Here is a 21,458-nt window from a genome sequence, read left to right as displayed (position 1 = left end):
GTTTAAGACCATAGAGTGAGACACATCACTCTCTGACATAAACCCACCGCTAAACAGACATAAGGAAGAGAAGTTTTCACTAATATGTGCTTGAGCGTACAACCAAAAAGAAGGAAGTCCCATGTTAAAAGGATTGCTATGCATTTCAGTTGCTGCCACTCTCGTAGCCGCTCCTAACGTACTTGCGCAGACTGTCGCGATGACCGATCTCAACAGCAAGAAGAGCGCTGGCACCATTGAGATTTCACAAAGTGACTATGGCGTGGTATTTATGCCTCAGTTATCAGGTTTGTCATCAGGGGTGCACGGTTTCCATGTTCACACCAATCCATCGTGCGATAGCGCGGAGAAGAATGGCAAAACCGTCCTTGGCGGTGCAGCAGGTGGTCACTATGACCCCAGCAACACAGGGAAACATGGCTACCCTTGGACCGATGACAATCATTTAGGCGACCTGCCTCCACTCTACATGGACATGGATGGCAATGCTAATCAGCCCGTTGTCGCGCCTCGCCTAAAATTATCAGATTTAAAAGGCCGAGCATTAATGATTCATGCTGGTGGTGACAATCATTCCGACCATCCTGCTAAATTAGGCGGCGGCGGTGCGCGCGTTGTATGTGGCGTTATTAAGTAGTCATTCGATAAGCCAAATTCGCGCTTCTCCTCAAGTAGCGAGAAGTGCGAATTTTTGTTGATACTCAGTGTCCGTCTCGCACGTCTCTAAGTAGCTGTGGTGCAACATTAAAATTGACTGCACTATCTTTGTACCAATTCCTAATGCGCCCCCGACGGCATCTTTATCAATTCGATTGACAAAAGTGAACAGGATTCGCGACTTATCCTCACTCAAATGCGCTTGGCAATGCACTTCCGAACCGAGTGGGCTGTGGCGCAACGCATTTTCAAGCAGGTTCAATACCAACCGCTCTAAGAGTCCTTTGTCACCCACAGTTTGGATCTCGCTATCCATATCCACTTTCAACACCACTTCTTTACGAGAAAGCTGGCTCTGCATCATCTCGGCACATTCTGCCATCAATGCGCCAAGCTCTATGGGGCGGTACTCGTAGTTTGGCATTGGTTCCTCTTTACGCGCGGCGTCTAATAAAGAATGCAATTGAGTTGAGAGCTTCTCACAATTTCGGAACGCGACATCAATCAGCGGATCGGATCCAGGATGCTGCAAACGCCACGTTTCCAGATAGCCAAGCACGCTCGATAACGGCGTTTTTAAGTCATGACTGAGCTGCAATAAGCTTTGACGGCGATGAGAAGACTGATACTCCAACTGTAAAAACTGCTGCTGAATGTGCTTCGCCATCATCTGATAAGAGTGCGCAATCGGCACGAGCTCCGGCACTTGGTAAGTAAAGTCAGGTTGTAGGTGAAAATCATGTTCGGCTTGCTGTTGAAGTTGCTTGGTCACACGCTCAATCGGGTTCAATAGGCTACGTTTGACCAGCACATAAGCCCCGAGAGCAAAGCCTAAAATGGACACTAAGACCAATCCTGCCAGCGCGATGTAAGGGGTATCGACTTGCGCATTGGCAATGGCGTCATGTCGGGTACTGCCAATCACCACATAAAGATAACCGACCGTAGAGCCTAGTTCCTCTATCGCCGCAACAGAAAACACTTTGTGTTCACCGCGATTACGAGGATCTTCGCCTAATATGGGAAGCGGTTCGTTGTTTAAGAATTGCTGAATGGGGTTCAGATCCACCGAGTCCATAAGCTTTGCCCCATCTGGCGCAGCATGGGTGGTGATATTGCCTTGGCTATCGAGGAAATAGATTTCAAAATCAGGGCCGATCAGCATAAGGGTATGAAAGATCGACTTTAGCGCTTTAGGGTTGTAATCCGTCCCGATCATCAGCGGATTATCATCACGCATGTGGCTGGCTAGCTCTTTGTGCAGGCTTTGCTTAGTCCGTAACTCAATGGTTTCTTTTTGCCAATTGTAAGTCAGTGCAATCACCACCGCCGCAAGACAGAACCACAAGCTAGTAAATACTACCAAGCGAGATTTGAAGCTCATCCTATCGCCTCCTTAAACAGCGGTGTTTTTGAAACACCCGTGATGATTGAAAAATGACGGTGAAAACAACTGCCGACTTACTGTCTTGGCTTGATGTTTTGACTTACTTTCTTGCATTAGTGTCTTGGTTGAAACTTATATCCAACACCCCACACGGTTTGAATGAAGTGATGATCAGAATCAGACAAAGACAACTTGCTGCGTAAACGGTTTATGGTGCTACACACAGTGTGGTGATAACCAGAATGACTGGTGTTCCAAACGTGATCGAGCAATTCATCTTTACTGTAGACTCTGCCCGGACGAGTCGCGAGAAACTGCAGCAACGTAAACTCCGTCGCGGTGAGCATGACATCTTTATCGTTTAAGGATACTTGGTGCAACTCCGGAATAATTCTCAGCGGACCAAAATCCATCGCATCGTCGAGGACCTCATTTGCCACCTTTGCTTCTGCGGTTTGGCTGACTCGGCGTAGCACGTTTCGCACTCGTGCTTGGAATTCTAGTACGCTAAATGGCTTAGTGATGTAATCATCAACGCCCGCTTCTAAGCCGTCAACCTTGTCCATTTCACCGTCTCTGGCTGTCAGCATGAGCACTGGGCTCCAATCTTGTTGCTGACGCAAATAATGGCAGATATCTAGACCATCACCATCTGGTAAACCTCGGTCAAGGATCAATAAATCAAAGGGTTGTTGCTGATATTGCGCTTTAGCATCGGCGACATTTGTGGCTCGCGATACTTGGTGTCCTTGAAACTTGAGATGCATCTGAACCAGTTCTGCCAAATCATCGTCATCTTCCACCAACAAGATGTTCGCGACTAAATTGATTGCCTGTTGTTCCATGGTCCTTTCCTTGCCTTCGAGTATCCTCACTTTGCACATGACCGGAACAAATTAGAAAATCTTTCAAACAAGGTTCCGATGACGCCATGAGGGATAAAGCGCTCGGCTACAAGCGCTTTGGAAAGGAGACGTCATCGGAGCCTGTGTTACTCAACTCGAGTGATGGTGACTTTCGCACCTGGGTTCAAGAAACGATGGTTCGCAGAAAGTGCTGAGTTTGCTAATCCATCATCTTGGCTAACTACCCCCGCATGGAATGCAACAACGTCATTGCTGTCATTACGGGCGGCATTGAAGCCCTCACCGCCCCCCGCAGGGCCAGGAATGGTTGCGGCAAGCTCATCGTTCAGTTCTGTGCCGGAATCCCAAACGTTCATGCTCATTTCGTAGCTTTCACCCACTGCGAGCGATTTGAGCGATAGCCCCGTTTCGCCAACAAAGGCATCGTTGGTATTCACGAACATAGACGCCACAGACAAGTAACCGTAACGACTAGGGTCAACCGTGATGGTGACTTCGTCCGATGCACCCGGCAACACCAATCCATTACCCGAAATACCTTGGTAAACACTGTCATTGCTGTTCATCAATTCAATCAGCTCGGCGTTACTACCGCCTTCAGCAAGATGCTCAAGTTCAACAGATGCGGCTTGTCCAATTTCAAACAATTGGTAGTCACCATTGTGAGTGAGTACCGCGAGCGGAGACATAGGTTGATTCGCAGTCAAGTTCGCCACGTTGACGGTGTAGCGGTACGATTTCACTACGTCATTATCATCATCGCTTGGACAACCGGCGAGCAAACCGACTGAAGCTGCTACTAGTAAGATTCTGTATTTCATACATCCCCCTTACTTCACAACGATTGTGATGGTTGCAACTGGGTTTAACCAACGATGGCTGCTGCTGTCTAGGTCACTGATGCCGCCGGTTGGGTCGCTATCACCAAGGTTACCCGGATGCACGTGAACTTTATCGTTAGTTACTGTCGCTTCAACGCCTGTGCCGCCAGTACCAAAGGTAATGAAAGGTGGGTTTGGCATGCTAGACGCAAGTTCATCGTTCGCTTCTGTACCAGCATCGTAGCTTCTTAGCGTTGCTCGGTATGTGCCCGCTTCCGTTGGAATCTTCCAACTATCCAGACCGACGAAGCCATCATTGGTTGGCAGCAACATCGCGCTCAGAGAAAGGTAACCGTGGTCACCACTGTCCAAAGTGAAGGTGGTTGCAACACCCGGATTCAAAATACCACCAGCAGGGTTCTCAACCACCGCACCACCAGCGTTACCAATCACGCTAGCAAGACCAGAGATATCACCGCCTTCTGCCATAGCTTCTAGTTCTGGCGTTGCTGCTTGACCCGTTCTGAACATTTGAAGATCAGAACCATGTGCAGCGACAATAAGTGGCGTAAAGTAGATGCCTTTGGTTGCGTTTGTCACGGTGATTTCCAATTCCGCCGCATTCACTGATGCAGAGCCTAGTGCCATAGCGACTGAAGTCATGACGAGTCCGAGTTGGGTACGTTTTTTCATTGTGATTCCATCCTTAAATGAGGGTTGAACTACCCAAGCCCATGTGTACGGCTTTACTTCATTGTTCGTGACTTGAGTAGGTTAAGCATTACGTTTCGAACGTTTTGCGTTCTTGCCTCTAAGAATGACGAGCAAATCTATCAGCAACTTCATCGAATTCTCATAAAATTCTCACAAGTTCTGTTCGAATTCTGTCAGCAGCACTTTTTGTATTTACACGTCGCGCTTTCCCCTCCTACAATGCGGTATTCTCTGTTTAAATCACGATTCTCACCATGATTCATAACGTTCTGTCTGCCTACTATGGCGAAATCTACGGCATCGCTTTTTTCAACCACTACTTGAGCCATTACACCCAAAGTGAACAACAAACGCTGTGGAAAACCTTGATTGAAGTGGAAGAACTCACCGCAGAAAAGCTCAAATCGGTACTGCTGACAAATGGCATGGATATCGAAAGTCGACACCAAGAGATGCTAGATAAAGGCTTGGCAGACGCAACCAAGTGGATTGGTTTACCATGGCAAGAGTTGGTAGCGACTCTTTTGAAGTGGGTAGAACCTTATGAGGTTAAGTATCGAGAGTGGCATGAAGAAGTGAAAGCTTCACAGCAGTATTCAATCGCTGAGCGAGAAGCTATCGAGTTAATTGCAGACCACGAAACGGCCATTTATCACTGTTGGCAGCAATACCATACTGGTGAATCTGGCTTGCCTGCACTCAATGCATTTTTGGCAAAATATCGTTAAAGCGAGACGGTGACACTTGAACCTCGTGAAACCGTACCAGACAATGTCGTTATTCCGCTGCGCAGAACTGAACAATTATGGTTAATCCAAAACTCATTGCCCTACTTCCTGATCTTGCTTCGTTTATCTTAGTGGTAAACGAAGGCAGTTTTACCGCTGCAGCCAAACAACTCGGCGTGACGCCATCGGCTTTAAGTAAGTTGATCACACGATTAGAGCAAGCCCTCTCGGTCAAACTGTTTGAGCGCACGACTCGTAAGTTGATCATCACTCAAGCAGGGCAAAAGGTTTACGACCAAAGCATCGCAATGGTGAATGCCGCACAGCAAGCCGTTGAGCTATCTGCGGAAGATCATGCCGAGCCAACAGGCGCACTCACAGTAGCAGCCCCTGAAGCATTTCTTAATTCGGTGCTTCAACCGTTTGTGTTGCCATTCCTAGAACGTTATCCAAATATACAGCTTAAGCTGCGTGCAGCAGATGGTGAGATCGATCTGTTCCGCCAAGGAATTGATGTCGCATTTAAGCTCACCGACAAACCCGATGAGAACCTGGTCCTCAAAGAGATCAGCAAGACCAACCTTGTTTTGTGTGCCTCTCCAGATTACCTAGCCAAACACGGTATGCCTGAGCACCCAACCGAGCTTGAGCAGCACGACTGTATTTACCTTGCCGAGAACGACAAAGACAACATCTGGTCGTTCTTTAAAGAGGAAGCGTTCCACTCGATTGCAGTAAGTGGACGCTACGCCGTCAACCATTCTCAAATGCGCTTGAACGGGGTTAAGTCTGGCTTGGGAATTGGGATCTTCCATGACTTCGTGATCAAAGACGCTTTAGAGCAAGGAGAAGTGGTGGAGGTTCTGCCGGATTGGATGATCAAGAGTAACTATCATGGCGCTATCGCGATGCAGTATGCGCAAACCAAATACATGCCCGCTCGTCTGCGTGTGTTTATCGACTTCGTTAAGGAGCATTTAGTCTCCGAGGATACTAACCATGCTTGAAGAGGCTAACCATGTTTAATGCCATTCATCACGTCGCGATCATTTGCAGCGATTACCCAAAGTCAAAACGCTTTTACACTGAAGTGTTAGGACTGAAAGTCATTGCCGAGAACTATCGTGAAGCCAGAGACTCCTACAAGCTTGACCTCGCTTTACCTGACGGCAGTCAAGTTGAACTGTTTAGCTTTCCGGGCGCCCCTGAGAGACCGAGCTTTCCCGAAGCGCAAGGCCTGCGACATCTCGCTTTTTTGGTTGATGATGTTGAGCAAGTGAAAGTCTACCTAGAATCGAATGACGTTGAAGTTGAGCCAATTCGTATTGACGAATTTACAGGCAAAGCCTTTACCTTCTTCCAAGACCCAGATGGCTTGCCACTGGAGATTTACCAGAAATAAAAAGAGCCAGCACTTCGACTTCGCAGGCTCTTTTATTATTCCATTCTTTGTCTGTTACTAATTCAACGCCGTTTTCAGTTTCTCAACGCGGTTGAACAACAGCCAATCCAGTGCGAGAACCGTAACAATTGCCAAACCGCCCATCGGGAACGCGAGACACAATATCACTAACGTTACTAAGCCAAGCTTCCAAATACTGTCTTGTTGAAACTTAGGTGGCGCGCCCAATGCGGCACTGCGACTTGGTCTACGAATCCACCACATCACCACACCTGTGATTGAGATTAAGATGAACGCCAAACAGAACACTACGTTGAGTACTTTGTTCAATATACTCACATCACCTTGATGCAATGACACACCTGCCGCCATGAACTTGGCAAATAGGCTGTAATCTTGCCACGTTACATCCACCAACAAGCGACCGGAATACTGGTCAAAGTGGCTGGTGCGATCTTGTCTTGGGTCGGAAATATCGCCGCCCATAGAGTTAGCTGCAACGGTGTAAACGCCCGTCTCAGAGCGTGGCAAAAACAGCTTATAGCCAGTGAAGCCCAACATTTCAGCCTTGAGGATGATATCATCAATGGAGAGCGCATCATGACTGCCTGCGTATGCCGTCTCTTCTTTCATATTGGCATGATCATGAGCGGGCTTCTCTTTCGATTCTGGCACAGCAGCGAGCTCTAAGTTCCATGGCATCTCTTCTGAAGCACCGTGGTTAAGATCTTTGTGTGTCAGTGTGGATTCCGGTTTCTCACCCCATGTGTAATAGGTTGGGAAGGTATTCCAAGCTTGTACCATTTTCGCTCCCCAGATCCCTGCCCACGACAAACCTGAAATCAAAAAGAACAACAATACAATCGACAGCACGCCACCTAAATTCGCATGCAGGTCACGCATCAAAATTCGAGGACCATTGTTAAGGCGAATTTTCAAAAAGCCGCCGCGGCTGGCGTTGTCTCTAGGTAACCAAAGGTACAAACCAGACACCAACAGCAAAATCCCCAGACTTGCGGCGATTTCAATTAAACGGTCGCCTAGGTCGCCGATGAGCAACGTACCGTGAATGCTGTTCATCAGTTCATAGATGCTGTCACCACGATTAATGGTGCCTTGTACGTCTCCTGTATAAGGATTTACTGCAACAATCAGTGAGCTGCCTTCTTGGTTTTGAATCGAGAAGCGGTTGGCAATATCGGCCGTTTTAGCAGGTACAAATTGAGTGACATTAAAATCGGGATACGCCTGCTTGACGGTTTCCAGTTGTGCAGAGACAGGAACCATGTGCTCTTGTGGTGAAACTTGTAATGTCGCTTCATATCGAGCCAGTTCGATTTCATCATCAAACAACATCACCAACCCAGTGAGGGAAAGCATGAGCATAAATGGAATGACGAACAAACCTGCGTAGAAGTGCCATCGCCAAGTCATAAAGTAGATGGATTTTGCGCGTGAGGCTTCCTTGAGTTGAGGCTTTGCCGAGTTTCTCAACATGTGTATTTTCCTTTTTTCATTGTTGAACACCCAAATTCAGTCAAACGCATCCTGCACATACACATTCGTATGTGGCGCTAATTGACTTAGATTCGGGAGTACTACTGCTCAAAGTGGCAGTGTTATGTGACTTTACTTGTTATTGTTTTCGTTATGAGAAAAGGGAAACTGGCGGCGCTCTAGGAACTGGTGTTTCAAATCGCACACTTAGAGCCAAATAAGCGTAGCTGTCAGAAGTCACCAAGCTCTGTCTTGAAAGTATCGGTGTCGTTGGAAGTGTATCGTGATGAAAAGTCGAGAAGTGGCTAAACGGACAAGGCTTGCCTTTATGGCTGACGGCATTGTCACTTTCTTCGATTTGAACCAATTCAAAACCATTAAGCGTACATAGCGTCGCCCACACGCCCATGCTGTTACCATGAGCATTGATAACAGGCATAAGCGTCACTAGCACCCAACTTAGAGCACTAGCAAATAGCATGGAGCGATAAAAAGGAATTAATCTACGCATAACGGTGACTTAACAAATTTAATTCAGCGTAACTAATTCTGAGTGCTAGCTCAAAAACAGGATCAATAAGTGGTTGCCACCTCACAGCTTTTCTTCAATAACGCAATTGACAGACACAAAAAAGCCCACCAAAACGGCAGGCTATTTTCATATTCTATTGCCAGCATTTATCGCGATTAGCCGAACAGCTTACTCCAAATACTTGGGTTACGCTTGTCGTGGTATTCTTCACGTAGGCTATCAATTTCACGTAATTGTGCTTTCGCGTCTTGCAGGTTACCAGCGTCTAAGTCTGCCTCAATCTTGTCTAACGTTACCGTTAGTTTATTAAAGCCTTCTAAGTAGGTATCGAATTTCTCTGGTGGATAGTTACCGCGCTTAGATTGCTCGACGATTGCTTGCAAGCTATCAATTGCAGACTTCATGGTTTCAACATCCGATGCTTCTGCCGCCTGTTTGAATTCCATCTTCATCTGCTTCATGTTTTGTTTTAAATCAACCGCTTCCGCCATTGCGTATGTTGAGCCAAACGCAATCGCACACCCTAGGACTAAAGGACGTAACATTTTCACTTCTCCATTTATAGTGCCGAATTCTGTGTCGGCTTTATTTACCCAAATAACCCACGCCATAAAAGGCGACAAACTAGCTTAGTTGAGTATTTCCGGCTCGCAGTGTAAAGCAATCTTACGCCAGGTGCATACCTAAAATGTAATCAAGTTTATGCGTTGCGAATGTCGTCATACTCTGGAATTGGCTTACGGCCTCTCAGAGCCAAGAAAGACAAAAACTGTTGGGCGGTGTGAGTAATCACTTTTTTGCTATCGATACCCACTTTATCCATTAGCTCTCCAACCAAATCCAGATTACCAACATCATTACAGAAATGCGCATCACTTCCTGTTGTGAAGAAGACACCGAGATCTTTACCGATTTGTGCAATCTCGTGGCAACGGTCTACGCTACCCACTCGGCTATTCCCTTTTAGCGTGGTGTTATTGATTTCAATCGCAACATTATACTCTTTCGCGCACGCTAAAACGGCCTGAAAATCAAAGTCGAAATTTGGATTCCCAAGATGGCCAAGCGCATCAATACGACCGTTTTGAATCACATTAATGAGTGCTTCCGTATGAGTTTCTTTGTTTGCAGGACGAAAAACAGGTTCATGGAAACTTGCAATAACCCAATCTAGGTTACGATCGACACTCAGCGGAATATCGATGTCGCCTTCGGTATCAAGAATGTTGGATTCCACACCCCGAATGATCGCGATACCGTCTAAAAATCGAGGCAGGATTTTTTGGTTGGAGAAAAACCAGTAATGCGGCGCGCCCGGCATTGATTCTGCGTGATCGGTCGTACAGAACATATCCAAGCCGTTCTCTTTCGCCAATTTTGCATTTTCAATCAAGGTGCTGTACGCATGACCACTGGCGTACGTATGTGTATGGGTATCAACTTTAAATTCCATCATCCACTCTCTTAGGTGCGCTATCTTGCGTGCTATTGTATACCTACACGTGACGTACCGTCAGCCCAAGATGAGTATCAGACTTAAGCTTGCTCCTCACTGATGGCTTTTATTAGGGGCAACGCTTTTTCCCATCCGTGATTAAACATAGAAACAAAGTCGCTGTGCGTATGAATGGTGACATTGAGTAACAAACGATCACTGTTGGTGTCGATCTGATAGATCTCTCGTGATCCAATCCACTTAGATGCTAAATCTCCATCCAGTTGCTGCCTATTATCCGGATTAAAAATGGCAATGTGATGAAATTCAAGGCGCTGTTGCGGTTGCACGATATCGATAGTCGCTCGCGTTCCGCCCATATCGGGATCAAAAAAAGTGATGTCTTGCCCTTCTTCCCATATCCCATCAAATTGAGACTGGGGTGAGAAAGCCTGTGCCCAGCGTTTGTATAACTCAGCATCGGTTAGCACTTCCCACACCCGTTGCGGTGTAGCCGAAATCTCAACGTAATAATTTAGCGTAAGCATTATTTCTCTCCCTGAACCTTTCTTGACGCTAGTTCATTGTCAGAAAAAATCAAACCTCACCTCTGATTTGCCTTATTTAATCCTCTATTTTCCGACAGGCTAAGAAGTTCTCGCTTGTAACCTGTCACCACGATGCGCCGTAAAGCGAACCCAACATGTGTTCAGTATGGTTGCGAGCACGATTAAACTCATCCCGATAATTTGGCTTTGACTCATTCGGTCATCGAAAAACGCACTCTGCCAAACCGCGGTGAACAGTAGGTTAGTAAAAATAAGTGGTGCAAGTTGAGAGCCGCTGCTTGCCAGTTGATACGCTTTGGAGCGGAAAACTTGGGTGTTAATGATCATCAGGGACATCACACCGAGCCACAGCATATTAGAAGAAACAGTAGATTCCATCACATTGGCTTTGAGGAAAACATCGATGTCGTTAAACAACGTTAGCGGTAACAGAAATACGGCAGCAAACCCAAACGCCCAAAAGTTGATTTCTAATGGCGACATATCAGTTTTACTCACTTTATATAGCGTAAGCTGAGAGCCGGAATTGAAGAGTCCACCAGCTAGACCGAGTAATAAATCCGCTCGCCATGTGATCTCACTTCCACCGCCCGCCAACATAACCACACCAGTGAACGCCATTGCTAAAGCCGCCAATGTTGAAACACGAATGCGCCCCCTCATGAACAGCTTTTCAACCAAGGGAATAAATAATGGGCCAGTAGCAAACAAAACGCCCCCCTCAACGAGCGTTAACGTTTGTAATGACGCAATAAAGCAAAGTTGTGACAAACCGATACAAAGAGCACGCAATAAAATAGGCTTTAGCGTGCCCGCTTTAGGAATGGTAAGGTTTTTCACACGAAGTAAGATAAGCAAGATAAGCGCAGGCACCAAAAAACGTAAGAAGCTAAATAGTGTGACGGAAAGTTCGCCTGACAACTGCTTTGCTAACAGTCCAGTAACAGATAAGCTTAACGTAGACATCAACATGAAAAGGATAGATTTATTTACAGCATTCATTCAATACTCCTTAATATATGGAGCATTTTAAAAGACATCACTTATCGTAAATAGCGAGTAATATTAACCATTGATGTAAGAAAAACTTACAGTTTAACTTATCTATCACCAGCTACGGTTTTTAAATTATGCGGAAACTAGTCCCCTTAAAGTCCATCTACGCATTTGTTGCAGTAGCTGAGTCTGGCAGCATGACAGAAGCAGCACAGATATTAAGTGTGAGCCACTCAGCCGTAAGTCAGGCAATTAAATCGCTGGAGATTCAAGTCAACAAGCCTCTATTTGATCGCATAGGCAGACAAGTTCAACTCAATGCGGACGGTAAAAAGTATTACAGAAAGGTAGCACCCGCTTTAGAGCAAATTGTCGATGCAACGGAAGCACTCATCCAAGATCAGAACTTGCAGCGTGTTACGCTCAATATGGTGAATTCATTGGCTCTTCACTGGTGGATTCCTCGAATGTCAGATTTACAAGGGTTTGCTCCTCAATTAGACGTTCGTTTATCAAACCTGTCTGGCAGATTCAATTTAGAACAAGAAGGTATCGACGCGGCCTTGGTGCATGGAAATCCCGAAGAATGGCAGGATTACTACTGCGAAAAGCTCAGTGAAGATGAACTGGTTTTGGTGTGCAGTCCTGAATTGATAGCGAAGACAAAAGACTCAAACATCACTCAACTTTTAAAGCAGTATCCCATCATTGAAGTTACTAACGAGCGAAGAAAAAATGACTGGAACGTGTGGCAGGACGCGACGGGTATCCAGCGACCTAAAAATAAAAAACCAATCACTTTTAACATGTCGATACAAGCCGTCCAGGCCACAACTCGTCGTTTGGGGTTATTGGTCACTCATCGCTTGTTTGTGAAGGATGACATCAAATATGGTCAGCTAATCGAGCTGGGTGAACCCGTCATTAATCCTCATCAACAGCTTTACTTTGTATGCCCGCCACACAAGCTAAAGCTTGAATCGTTTCATCTGTTGCGATCTTGGCTACAACAATCATTCAACTATTAGAAACTTTTGTTAAGCACATTCACTGAAAAACTAGTATAAAGTTAGAAGAGCACTTTTCATCCAAGGATGGTTTATGAAGCAGTATCAAATATGGCTAAGCGCACTCTGTTTTGCAGTATCTTTGAGTACGACCGCTGAAGCAGAAAATGATAACCGCCTTTCAGAACAAGGGATCTCCACGGCAATTATTGGGGGGCAGCAGGCTACCCAAAACCAACTTCCTTTTTTTGCACGTCTTATTCTACATAAAACCGACGCTAATCAGTTTGCCAATATTTGTGGGGGAACCATTGTAAACGACCGCTTCATTTTAACTGCGGCCCACTGCGTAGAACCAAGCGTTTTTACTGATGGCTGGACAATCAACGATCTACGAGTGCTAGTCAAAAACCCTACGATGAATGACGTGTTTGTTGAAGAATTCAAAGATGTTCGCTCTATCACGATTCATCCTGATTATGTGCCTAGCGATTTATGGATTAATGACATCGCTGTCCTTGAATTGACTAGACCTATCACCGATAACGTCCAATCCATCACTTTACCGCAAGACTTTGGAGACTACAGCAGCAAGTCAGTTTATCAGATATTCGGTTTAGGTCAGACCGCGACCAATGATGAAAGCACCCCTAACTATTTACGCTGGGCAGAAGTAAAACCCCTTACCGACACCCAATGCGCTTCGTTAGTAACAGGGTTTAACGCTCAGGAAAGTTTATGTGCGAATGGATTTCCTGAACGAAGCTACACTGGTATCTGTCGTGGTGACTCAGGCGGTCCTCTCACCTATCAAGACAATAATGGCATGTATCAGCAAATTGGCATTGTGAGCTACGGTTCTTCAGTTTGCGAATCCGCTGCGATTCCAAGTGTGTTTACCGAGATTTTGAACTATGCAACATGGATTGAGACCCAAACCAGCTCAGGTGTAAAAACCAGTTATAACGCCCTCTTAGCAAGTTCGGAAGATTATCATAGCGAAGGGGACTCTGGCTTTGAGCCTGTCGATACCAACACATCTGGCTTTGGTAACAACGGCAGCAGTGGCGGCGGTGCTCTCGGATCAGGGTTGATCATGCTTGGAGGCTGGTTTGGTTGGCTAAGACACCGCAGAAATTATTCGCGCTCCTAGTAGCGTCAACAAGACATCATAATATCTTGCGCTTAACGCGAGAGTTAATGATGTCTTCAATCATCTTTTGCTCTTTTTTCGCTTTTTCATAGTTCTGCTTAGTACGCCAACGTTCAAGCACTTTTTCTAACCCTTGAACGCGTGCGTGCTTGTGTTCTAGCGTTTTCTGTACAGATGCACATTCCGCTTGCATAACGGCTTGCTCTTGCTCGTGGTGACGAAGCATTCTTTGTAGCATTTGGTCAACACGATTAAAGTTCATCAAAGCCGCGCTCGTCAGCGTCGGGCCGGTTCGGGTTGATTGTCCAGCGTGGCCTTTCAACGCCGATAACTGTTCCAATTGCATTGAAAGATGGGAGTGACGCTGACGCATGGCATCAAGTTGTTGACCCACACGATCACGTTGCTTTTCTTCCATTTGTTGCAGCTTACCCACTGCTTTTAACTTGGATTTCATCTCAACGATACCACTCCCATTTGGTTAAGCACTTTGAAAAAGCTGCGCGAGCTCGGTCAAACTGGTTGGGTAATCCACTGACTCATTGGCTGCTTGTTGTAAATACGCACGTAAGTTTGGATACATAGCAACAGATTGATCTAATTCAGGATCTTGCCCCGGTTGATAGCCTCCTAACGGCAGCAGTTCTTTCACCTGAAGATAGTTGGAGTACATCTGGCGGAAATTATTCGCGATCGTGCTATGCGCCTCCTGTGTACAGGTACTCATACAACGGCTGATAGACGCATTAATATCAATGGCAGGATAGTGCCCTTGCTCGGCAAGTTGACGCGATAATACAACGTGCCCATCTAAGATAGCACGCGCAGAATCCACGACAGGATCTTGCTGGTCGTCCCCTTCCGCCAACACGGTATAAATTGCGGTTAGGCTACCGTGCTGATTTTCACTGTTGCCCGCACGCTCAAGGAGTTGCGGTAACACGCTGAAGACAGAGGGCGGATAACCGCGAGATGCCGGAGGCTCGCCAAGCGAAAGAGCGATTTCACGCTGTGCCATGGCGTATCGAGTGAGAGAGTCCATCAACAACAGAACATCTTTGCCTTGATCTCGAAAATACTCGGAAACGCGATGACAAAGCAGTGTCGCTCTTAACCTCATCAGCGGGGATTCATCAGCAGGAGCTGCGATGATAATCGCCTTCTTGCGCGCCTCTGGGGTTAAGTTTCGTTCGATGAACTCGCGTACCTCTCGGCCTCGCTCACCAATAAGACCGACCACAATCACATCGGCTTCGGTGTTTTTGGTGATCATCCCCATTAAAACACTTTTACCGACACCACTGCCCGCCATTAAGCCAATGCGTTGCCCTTTTCCGACGGTCAAGAGTCCATTGATTGCGCGCACCCCAACGTTGAGTGGGGTATCAACAGGACGTCGCTTCAATGGGTTAATCGGTTTTGGTTCAAGTGAAACACGATCTCCCCCTTTAAGCGGTGCCCCGTCATCCAACGGCTCACCTAAACCATTCAGCACTCGCCCTAACCACTGAGCACTTAACTGCACGGTACTGTCACCGTCCAGAGGAATGACTTTCGCACCAGCAAATAAGCCACCTAAGCGCCGAATAGGCATTAGGTAAGCAATAGTGTGCTCAAAGCCCACCACTTGCGCTTCGATCATGTCGCCTTCTGCGGTTTCTACGAGACAGCGCTGCTCCAGTTTAAACCGGCACCCAACGGCTTGTAACATTAAGCCGTTTACTTTAATCAAGCGCCCTGTCACGCGAGCAACAGGGATTGAATCGAGCGAAGCCAATGCTTCGCTCAAACGCTCACTCAATAGCTCATGGCTTAAGGTATTACTCATGCTCTGATTCTACCTGCGGAATACTAACTTCATCCAAAAGGTGTTGTTTTACATTGTCCATACAGGCTTCTAAACGAGAGTCGCAACTTGCATCCGCCTCTGCATCATCGGTCACTAGTTGGCAGCCACCAATCGGAAGTTCCGTATTAGCCACCAGTTTCCAAGATTGTGGTAGATCAGCATTAATGTGAGTAATTCGTTCTAAATCCTGCGGATTTAAATGCACGGTTACGGTTTCCGCTTTGCCTGGCATGGCAGACAATGTCTCATCCACCAAAGCAAGGATCTGTTGAGGCATTAAAGTGAGCTCAGCACGAATCACTTGCTGAGCCACTTTTTGTACCAGCTCACAAATCATATGGCGTTGTTGCTGTTCTTTTTCATCTTGCCAACGAGAAAGGGCGTGAAAAAGTTCATTGACAGGCTTCGCCGCCTCCAAAAAACCTTGCTTTCCAGACTGCTCACCGGAAACAAAGCCTTTTTGGAAACCTTCTTTTTGGCCTTCCAACAGACCTTGTTGCTTGCCCTGTTCGATACCTTGGCGTAAGCCTTCCTCATGTCCTTGTTGCAAACCTTGTTGAAAACCTTCTTCAAGTTGCTGTTGGATATCTATTTGAGGTTCTTGCCAGCCTTGGTTATCTAGCCCGAATTCGTCTTCGATAGTCTTAGGTTGCGCTAAAGGCGGAAAACGGTGTAAACGATACCCGCTCGGAGGCAATCGCATAGTACTTGATTTTGTCTCTAGCATGACCTTACTCCACCGTTGGCTCTTCATAGAGAAGCAGCTGAACTTCACCAGATTCATCCAGCTCACGTACCATTTGCATGATGTCTTGACGTGCTTTTTGAACTCGACTTAACGCAACAGCGCCGCGTGCGTCCATGTCATCTTCTAGCGCTTTCACCATACGTTGCGGCATTGAACGCTTAATAGCTTGTTGTAAGGTAATATCGGAACCTTTTAGCGCAACTGCCCACAACTCTAGCGGGATTTGCTGCACCAACATGTCCATAGTTTCTTCGCGTTGTCGGCCAAGAACCATAAAGTCGAACATGTTTTCTTCAATTGCATTAACAACATCTTCATCATGCAACTTCAGCATTTCCATCAATGAACCACGGTCACCTTCAAAGCGGTTAATGATGTCAGCAGCTTGCTTGACACCAGATAGCGGTGTGCTTTGGCTTGCAGATACTTTTTCAATGCAGCGCTCAACGAGCTCATGCAAATCAATAGCAACTTGATGATCGATGTCTTGCAGCTGAGCAATTCGGAACAAGATTTCGTCATGGTAATCTTGTGGCAGGTGCTTCAACACCGCTGAAGAGCTATCGGCTGGCAAATACGCAAGAAAAATCGCTTGCATTTGCGGGTGCTCATTCACAATGAAACGAGCAAGCGTTTCTGCTTCCACCCACTGTAAGCGCTGCATATTGTTGCGAATTTCATCACCATACAGCGTATTCAGCAGCCCTTTTGCCAAATCATTACCCAATGCTTTACGTAGCGTATTGGACAAATATTCTTTAGAAGCTCCACGAATGCCACTGTGCTCACGAAAGTCTTCAAAGAAAGTTTGAATAACGCCGCGAGCGGAATCGCTCTTAATGCCATTCAACTTCGCCATTGCACGAGTCACCCGCTGGGTTTCATCACGGCTAAAGTGCTGTAAAACCTTCGCAGCGGCATCCTCGCCCATGCCTAATAGCACGAGCGCGGTTTGTTCTACATAACTAAGCGTCTGCTTTGATGGAACTGTGTTCATTGATGTTTACCCATTGTTTCAGTATTTCGGCTACGCGCTCTGGCTCTTCATTGGCAATAAGCTGTAGGTGTTTCAATTGAATCTCTAGTGGCGAACCGGCTGGAGGCAGCATGTCGCTGTTTACATCTAAGCCGGAAGAGGCTGAGATACCTTTTTCTGATAGACGGCGATCAAGCACTTCTTCATGCTCACGCTCTTCACGCGTTTGCAGGTTGTCGTAATCAGGCTCTTCTTGCGGCTCTGCAAAGTCTAACTCTGGTACTGGCTTATCAACGCCAGTGAGGTGCATGATCAATGGGCGTAGTACGAAGAAGATCATCGCCAAGCCTAACAAACCACCGATAACGTAACGTATTGGCTGCTGTACTGTAGGGTCTTGCCACCACGGCAGCGCAGGAGGCGCATCAATTTCAATTGGAGTGAAGTTGAAACTCATCAAGCTTAAGCTGTCACCTCGTGCCGCAGAAATACCGACAGCATCCATGATCATATTTGAAATCTGCTCTTTATCTGCTTCACTCCAAGCAACACCATCCGGAGAGGCTTTCGAGTTCAACAGTACCGACACGCTCATTTTCTCAATTTGACCTTGTTGGTATTGAGTACGACGAACACTACTCCCCACTGCATACTGACGGTTTACTTCAGAGCGTGCGTTGGTGTTTTGGCTATCGTTCGTTTCTACTTCTTCACCAGTTACTGGCGGTTGGTTGCTTAGAGAACCTGGTACGCCTAGCGCGATTTGGTCAACTGAGTTGTTGTGAATGGTGTGCTCGTTACGTACGACAGGTGCGTTATCCAAAATCTCTTGCGTTTCTTCAACTTGGCTAAAGTCCATATCGGCAGCAACTTGCACACGGAAGTTACTCGGACCCACAATTGGCGTAAGCATGTCTGCTGCGCGTTGAATGATCTGCTTCTCAACGTTCTTTTGATATTCAAGGTATTTTGCATTGACTTTACCTGCTTCCGCCGAAGCAACATCTGCACTGAGTAAACGGCCATATTGGTCGATAACAGATACAAATTCAGGCTTCATCGCCGTCACGCTACCAACCACTAAGTTGATGATTGCTTCAACTTGCTCAGACTTGAGGTCTTCGCCAGGTTTCAGCTCAAGCATCACTGACGCTGAAGGGTTCTCGCTGTTTTGACGAACAAATAAGGTTTGACGAGGAATAGCTAAGTGAACACGCGCATTCGCCACTGAATTCAGAGACATGATAGTGCGTACTAACTCACCTTCTAAACCATGACGGTAACGCGCCGTTTCCATAAATTGGCTTGTACCGAGAGAGCTGTCTTCTTTAAGCGAATCCAAACCTGTCGGCAGTTTGGCTTTAACACCTTTTGACGCAAGCAACATGCGAACTTTCGCAACTTCGCCTTCTGGCACAAGAACTTGGCCATTTTGCTCTTGCATACGGTAGCTCACACCTTCACTTTCTAATACCGAGACAATCTCTCCGATATCAAAACGTTCTTGTTGGCTATACAGTGGACGGAAGCTTTGTGAGGAACTCCAAAGAGCGACCACAATGATTGCCGCAACAATCGCAGCGAGTACGGCAGATAACACTAGGTTTCTCTGGCTACTCGACCAGATTTGCTTCAGCTTCGTTGTTACATCGTCCATGCTATTCGCAGTAGAAAATGTCTGTGCTGAGCCGGAGGTCATGGCTGTATTTCCGGCGACTTGGGGGGTTAGTTCTGACATGAATTACACCGGCATCTTCATAATATCTTCAAATGAGGTCACGACTTTGTTGCGCACTTGCATCAAAGCATTAAATGATAAGCTGGCTTTTTGGCTAGCGACCATCGCACCAACTAGGTCATCACTTTTTCCTGTTTCTACGGCCGTCATTTTTTGACTAGCCACTGATTGATGTTGATTCACTGTTTCCAACACATTTGTCATCGCTTGTGAGAACGATAATGGTGCGTTTAGTGATTGTTGATCTAAAGGATTTGCACTCACGATAAACTCTGGCGGCTGCACTTGTGCCTGCATCGCCTGCATTTTTGACAACATAAGTTGCTCTGCCGAGACCGCATGAGTAGGTTGACTTGCCATCTATTTTTTCTCCTATTAGGCAGCCGAGCCTAGTGCCGACTGTAAATCAATACCATGTTCTCGCATGGCTGCGAGTTTGTAGCGTAGCGCTCGAGTTGATACTCCAAGCGCGTTTGCGGTTTTCGTTCGGTTTCCACCAAACTGACGTAATTTTTCTAAAATAAATTGATATTCGGCCTGCTTCTTCGCTTCTACATGACCAAAACTTGAAGCTGGCTCAGCGGATGGAACTGGCGCAACAAGTTCAATAGGCAGCATCAGATCATGGGCAGTAATGTAGTCACCATGACGCATGACCAATGCACGCTGAATGACATTTTCCAACTCACGAATATTGCCTGGCCAGTGATACTGACTCAGCGCACTGATCGCGTCTTGGGATAGATGACAGCGACTGCTATCTTGATACTTTTCAATAAAGAATTGGCTGATCGGTAAAATGTCTTCTTTTCTTTCACGCAAAGGCGGCCAGTGCAGAGGCAAAACATCCAATCGATAATAAAGGTCTTCACGGAATGTGCCTTTTTGAACTTCTTCACGTAAGTCTTTATTGGTTGCCGCAATAACACGAATATCAAGCTTCACCGCCTTGTGGCTGCCTACGCGTTCCACTTCACGCTCTTGAAGAACGCGTAATAACTTGGCTTGAACTGCAGGGGACATTTCACCGATTTCATCTAGCAAAATCGTCCCGCCATTCGCTTCTTCAAACTTACCGCTTTGAGAGTTAGTCGCTCCTGTGAAGGCACCTTTGACATGACCAAATAGAACCGCTTCTAGCATCGACTCTGGAATGGCAGCGCAGTTAACCGCCACAAATGGACCATCAATACGTGGAGAGTGCTCATGCACATATCGAGCCAGCACTTCTTTACCCGTTCCCGATTCGCCTGTAATTAACACACTGGCGCTAGTGCAAGCGGCACGATGCGCCAATTGCAGTACCTGTTTGCTTCGCCAAGATTCCGCAACAATGTTGGCCATTGGCTTACCTAGCGCTTCAACGCGCTTCAGTAAATTGAGCAGCTGATTCGCTTCAAATGGGCGTAATAGATAATCGGTTGCTCCCGATTTCATCGTCTCAGCCGCCAAGATTCCCTGCTCTTGATCGACAATAGCGATAACAACACCAGAGTTACGTTGCTTTTGGTGGCAAGCAACAAACTCGCGGACACACATGTCCGGTAAAGTAGAGCTCACAAGAGTGATTTCTGCTCGATCTTCAAGTAATGCGCCTCGGCCAGTACGAGTGTGTTTTGCGGTGTAACCTGCATTTTGCAACACATCCAATACTGGTTGAGCAAGAGCTTCATTCGGCTCAACCAACAAAATTTTCGTTTTCGTCATCATTGAACCTTAACTTTCGTTTGTTGATTTTGTTGTTGTACATCAGGGTGGTGTTTCACTGCCGTTCGCTCGTTATCTCTCACTAGGCGCAACGTTACACGTCGATTTTTCGCTTGGCCCTTCGTCGAACTATTGCTGGCAATTGGGTAACGAGAACCATGCGCTCTTGTTTCGATCATCGATTTATCAATACCAAGTTCAACTAAGGCCTCGGCAACTTGCTCTGCTCTAGTACGTGATACTGAAAGGTTCGCCAAACTAGAACCAACGTTATCCGTGTGGCCGTCAATTAAAATCTTGGTTACACGATCATCAACAGATACATAGCTATTTAACGCTGCGAGCGTTTCTTGCTGCTTACGACTTAGCGCTTTCTGACCAAAGTCAAAAGACAGAACAAGATTTCGTGCCTCTGAAAACGAAAGCTTAGGCAAACGCGCTCGACAGGCATTAAATGACTTGAGCGCGTTTTGAATTTGAATAGTCGGAATCACAATCTCTGACAAAGAGGAAGCATCACTTCCCTTTAGTGACAACGTCACCCAATTACCAGTAGCAATTAAATCCATGAGTTCATCAGCACCTTTGCTGAAGACAAATCGTTGGGATGGCTTAGTAAAATCAAGGGTGGCAAACTCTTTTCTATAAAGCTCACCAGACCAAGGGGCACTTTGAC

Annotated in this window: 24 protein-coding genes; 6 read left to right on the top strand and 18 right to left on the bottom strand. The window is 46.5% G+C overall.

What is annotated here, in order from left to right:
* Nucleotides 1-121: 121 nt before the first annotated feature.
* Entirely contained in the window at nt 122-637 is a 516-nt protein-coding gene (locus CAG69_RS19215) for a superoxide dismutase family protein (protein ID WP_161445708.1), read from the top strand.
* A gap of 30 nt (nt 638-667) precedes the next feature.
* Here the strand turns inward: CAG69_RS19215 and CAG69_RS19210 are convergent, their stop codons facing one another.
* From CAG69_RS19210 to CAG69_RS19195, 4 genes are all read right to left on the bottom strand, one after another.
* Nucleotides 668-2,041 carry a sensor histidine kinase gene (locus tag CAG69_RS19210; RefSeq protein ID WP_161445707.1) on the bottom strand — a complete coding sequence of 458 codons (1,374 nt, stop codon included), beginning with the start codon at nt 2,039-2,041 and terminating at the stop codon, nt 668-670.
* A 116-nt stretch (nt 2,042-2,157) separates the two neighbouring features.
* Nucleotides 2,158-2,889, bottom strand: coding sequence for a response regulator transcription factor (locus CAG69_RS19205; protein WP_161445706.1), 732 nt, complete (start codon nt 2,887-2,889; stop codon nt 2,158-2,160).
* Nucleotides 2,890-3,035: 146 nt separating this feature from the next.
* Nucleotides 3,036-3,731, bottom strand: a complete 696-nt coding sequence (locus CAG69_RS19200; protein WP_005383999.1) for a spondin domain-containing protein — start codon at nt 3,729-3,731, stop codon at nt 3,036-3,038.
* A 9-nt stretch (nt 3,732-3,740) separates the two neighbouring features.
* The gene (locus tag CAG69_RS19195) at nt 3,741-4,424 is read right to left on the bottom strand and encodes a spondin domain-containing protein (protein ID WP_005384002.1); all 684 of its coding nucleotides are present in this window, start codon (nt 4,422-4,424) and stop codon (nt 3,741-3,743) included.
* A 275-nt stretch (nt 4,425-4,699) separates the two neighbouring features.
* Here CAG69_RS19195 and CAG69_RS19190 point away from each other — a divergent pair, with 275 nt between their 5' ends.
* From CAG69_RS19190 to gloA2, 3 genes are all read left to right on the top strand, one after another.
* A complete protein-coding gene (locus tag CAG69_RS19190; RefSeq protein ID WP_161445705.1) occupies nt 4,700-5,173 on the top strand; it encodes a hypothetical protein in 474 nt (157 codons plus the stop codon).
* 77 nt (nt 5,174-5,250) lie between these two features.
* A complete protein-coding gene (locus tag CAG69_RS19185; RefSeq protein ID WP_033906703.1) occupies nt 5,251-6,180 on the top strand; it encodes a LysR family transcriptional regulator in 930 nt (309 codons plus the stop codon).
* 11 nt (nt 6,181-6,191) lie between these two features.
* Nucleotides 6,192-6,575 carry an SMU1112c/YaeR family gloxylase I-like metalloprotein gene (gene gloA2 / locus CAG69_RS19180; RefSeq protein ID WP_161445704.1) on the top strand — a complete coding sequence of 128 codons (384 nt, stop codon included), beginning with the start codon at nt 6,192-6,194 and terminating at the stop codon, nt 6,573-6,575.
* Nucleotides 6,576-6,632: 57 nt separating this feature from the next.
* Here gloA2 and CAG69_RS19175 read toward each other — a convergent pair whose 3' ends face one another.
* The 6 genes from CAG69_RS19175 to CAG69_RS19150 all read right to left on the bottom strand — a co-directional run bounded on the left by CAG69_RS19175 (nt 6,633) and on the right by CAG69_RS19150 (nt 11,610).
* On the bottom strand, nt 6,633-8,072 hold the full coding sequence (locus CAG69_RS19175; RefSeq protein WP_161445703.1) for a PepSY-associated TM helix domain-containing protein: 1,440 nt from the start codon (nt 8,070-8,072) through the stop codon (nt 6,633-6,635).
* A 151-nt stretch (nt 8,073-8,223) separates the two neighbouring features.
* Nucleotides 8,224-8,583, bottom strand: a complete 360-nt coding sequence (locus CAG69_RS19170; protein ID WP_080955965.1) for a hypothetical protein — start codon at nt 8,581-8,583, stop codon at nt 8,224-8,226.
* A 176-nt stretch (nt 8,584-8,759) separates the two neighbouring features.
* Nucleotides 8,760-9,149, bottom strand: a complete 390-nt coding sequence (locus CAG69_RS19165; protein WP_005394852.1) for a cytochrome b562 — start codon at nt 9,147-9,149, stop codon at nt 8,760-8,762.
* A 155-nt stretch (nt 9,150-9,304) separates the two neighbouring features.
* Nucleotides 9,305-10,057 (bottom strand): phosphatase, encoded by a 753-nt coding sequence (locus tag CAG69_RS19160; RefSeq protein WP_161445709.1) that lies wholly within the window; start codon nt 10,055-10,057, stop codon nt 9,305-9,307.
* 83 nt (nt 10,058-10,140) lie between these two features.
* Nucleotides 10,141-10,587 (bottom strand): SRPBCC family protein, encoded by a 447-nt coding sequence (locus CAG69_RS19155; protein ID WP_005394850.1) that lies wholly within the window; start codon nt 10,585-10,587, stop codon nt 10,141-10,143.
* A 99-nt stretch (nt 10,588-10,686) separates the two neighbouring features.
* Entirely contained in the window at nt 10,687-11,610 is a 924-nt protein-coding gene (locus tag CAG69_RS19150; RefSeq protein WP_161445702.1) for a DMT family transporter, read from the bottom strand.
* Nucleotides 11,611-11,738: 128 nt separating this feature from the next.
* Between CAG69_RS19150 and CAG69_RS19145 the strand changes: the two genes are divergently transcribed.
* Nucleotides 11,739-12,632, top strand: coding sequence for a LysR substrate-binding domain-containing protein (locus tag CAG69_RS19145; protein ID WP_161445701.1), 894 nt, complete (start codon nt 11,739-11,741; stop codon nt 12,630-12,632).
* Nucleotides 12,633-12,705: 73 nt separating this feature from the next.
* Nucleotides 12,706-13,764: a S1 family peptidase gene (locus tag CAG69_RS19140; RefSeq protein WP_161445700.1), complete on the top strand. Its 1,059-nt coding sequence runs from the start codon at nt 12,706-12,708 to the stop codon at nt 13,762-13,764.
* 16 nt (nt 13,765-13,780) lie between these two features.
* Here CAG69_RS19140 and fliJ read toward each other — a convergent pair whose 3' ends face one another.
* The 8 genes from fliJ to CAG69_RS19100 form a co-directional block, all read right to left on the bottom strand.
* Nucleotides 13,781-14,221: a flagellar export protein FliJ gene (gene fliJ, locus CAG69_RS19135; RefSeq protein WP_005384016.1), complete on the bottom strand. Its 441-nt coding sequence runs from the start codon at nt 14,219-14,221 to the stop codon at nt 13,781-13,783.
* Between the two features lie 24 nt (nt 14,222-14,245).
* Nucleotides 14,246-15,592 (bottom strand): flagellar protein export ATPase FliI, encoded by a 1,347-nt coding sequence (gene fliI / locus CAG69_RS19130; protein ID WP_005394843.1) that lies wholly within the window; start codon nt 15,590-15,592, stop codon nt 14,246-14,248.
* Entirely contained in the window at nt 15,585-16,340 is a 756-nt protein-coding gene (fliH, locus tag CAG69_RS19125) for a flagellar assembly protein FliH (RefSeq protein ID WP_161445699.1), read from the bottom strand. The genes fliI and fliH overlap by 8 nt, the downstream gene beginning before the upstream one ends.
* A 4-nt stretch (nt 16,341-16,344) precedes the next feature.
* Complete coding sequence (locus tag CAG69_RS19120) at nt 16,345-17,358, bottom strand: flagellar motor switch protein FliG (protein ID WP_161445698.1); 1,014 nt, start codon at nt 17,356-17,358, stop codon at nt 16,345-16,347.
* Nucleotides 17,327-19,075, bottom strand: a complete 1,749-nt coding sequence (gene fliF, locus CAG69_RS19115) for a flagellar basal-body MS-ring/collar protein FliF (protein ID WP_031780427.1) — start codon at nt 19,073-19,075, stop codon at nt 17,327-17,329. The genes CAG69_RS19120 and fliF overlap by 32 nt, the downstream gene beginning before the upstream one ends.
* Nucleotides 19,076-19,078: 3 nt before the next feature.
* The gene (fliE, locus tag CAG69_RS19110) at nt 19,079-19,435 is read right to left on the bottom strand and encodes a flagellar hook-basal body complex protein FliE (RefSeq protein ID WP_046875752.1); all 357 of its coding nucleotides are present in this window, start codon (nt 19,433-19,435) and stop codon (nt 19,079-19,081) included.
* Between the two features lie 15 nt (nt 19,436-19,450).
* Nucleotides 19,451-20,782, bottom strand: coding sequence for a sigma-54 interaction domain-containing protein (locus CAG69_RS19105; protein ID WP_161445697.1), 1,332 nt, complete (start codon nt 20,780-20,782; stop codon nt 19,451-19,453).
* Nucleotides 20,782-21,458, bottom strand: a 677-nt coding sequence (locus CAG69_RS19100; RefSeq protein ID WP_161445696.1) for an OmpA family protein, incomplete at its 5' end; no start/stop codon positions are given. The genes CAG69_RS19100 and CAG69_RS19105, both read right to left, overlap by 1 nt.

Source organism: Vibrio sp. V43_P6S15P86, from assembly GCF_009904725.1.
Taxonomy (GTDB): Bacteria; Pseudomonadota; Gammaproteobacteria; order Enterobacterales; family Vibrionaceae; genus Vibrio; species Vibrio diabolicus.
This window is presented reverse-complemented; position numbering and strand designations above follow the sequence as displayed.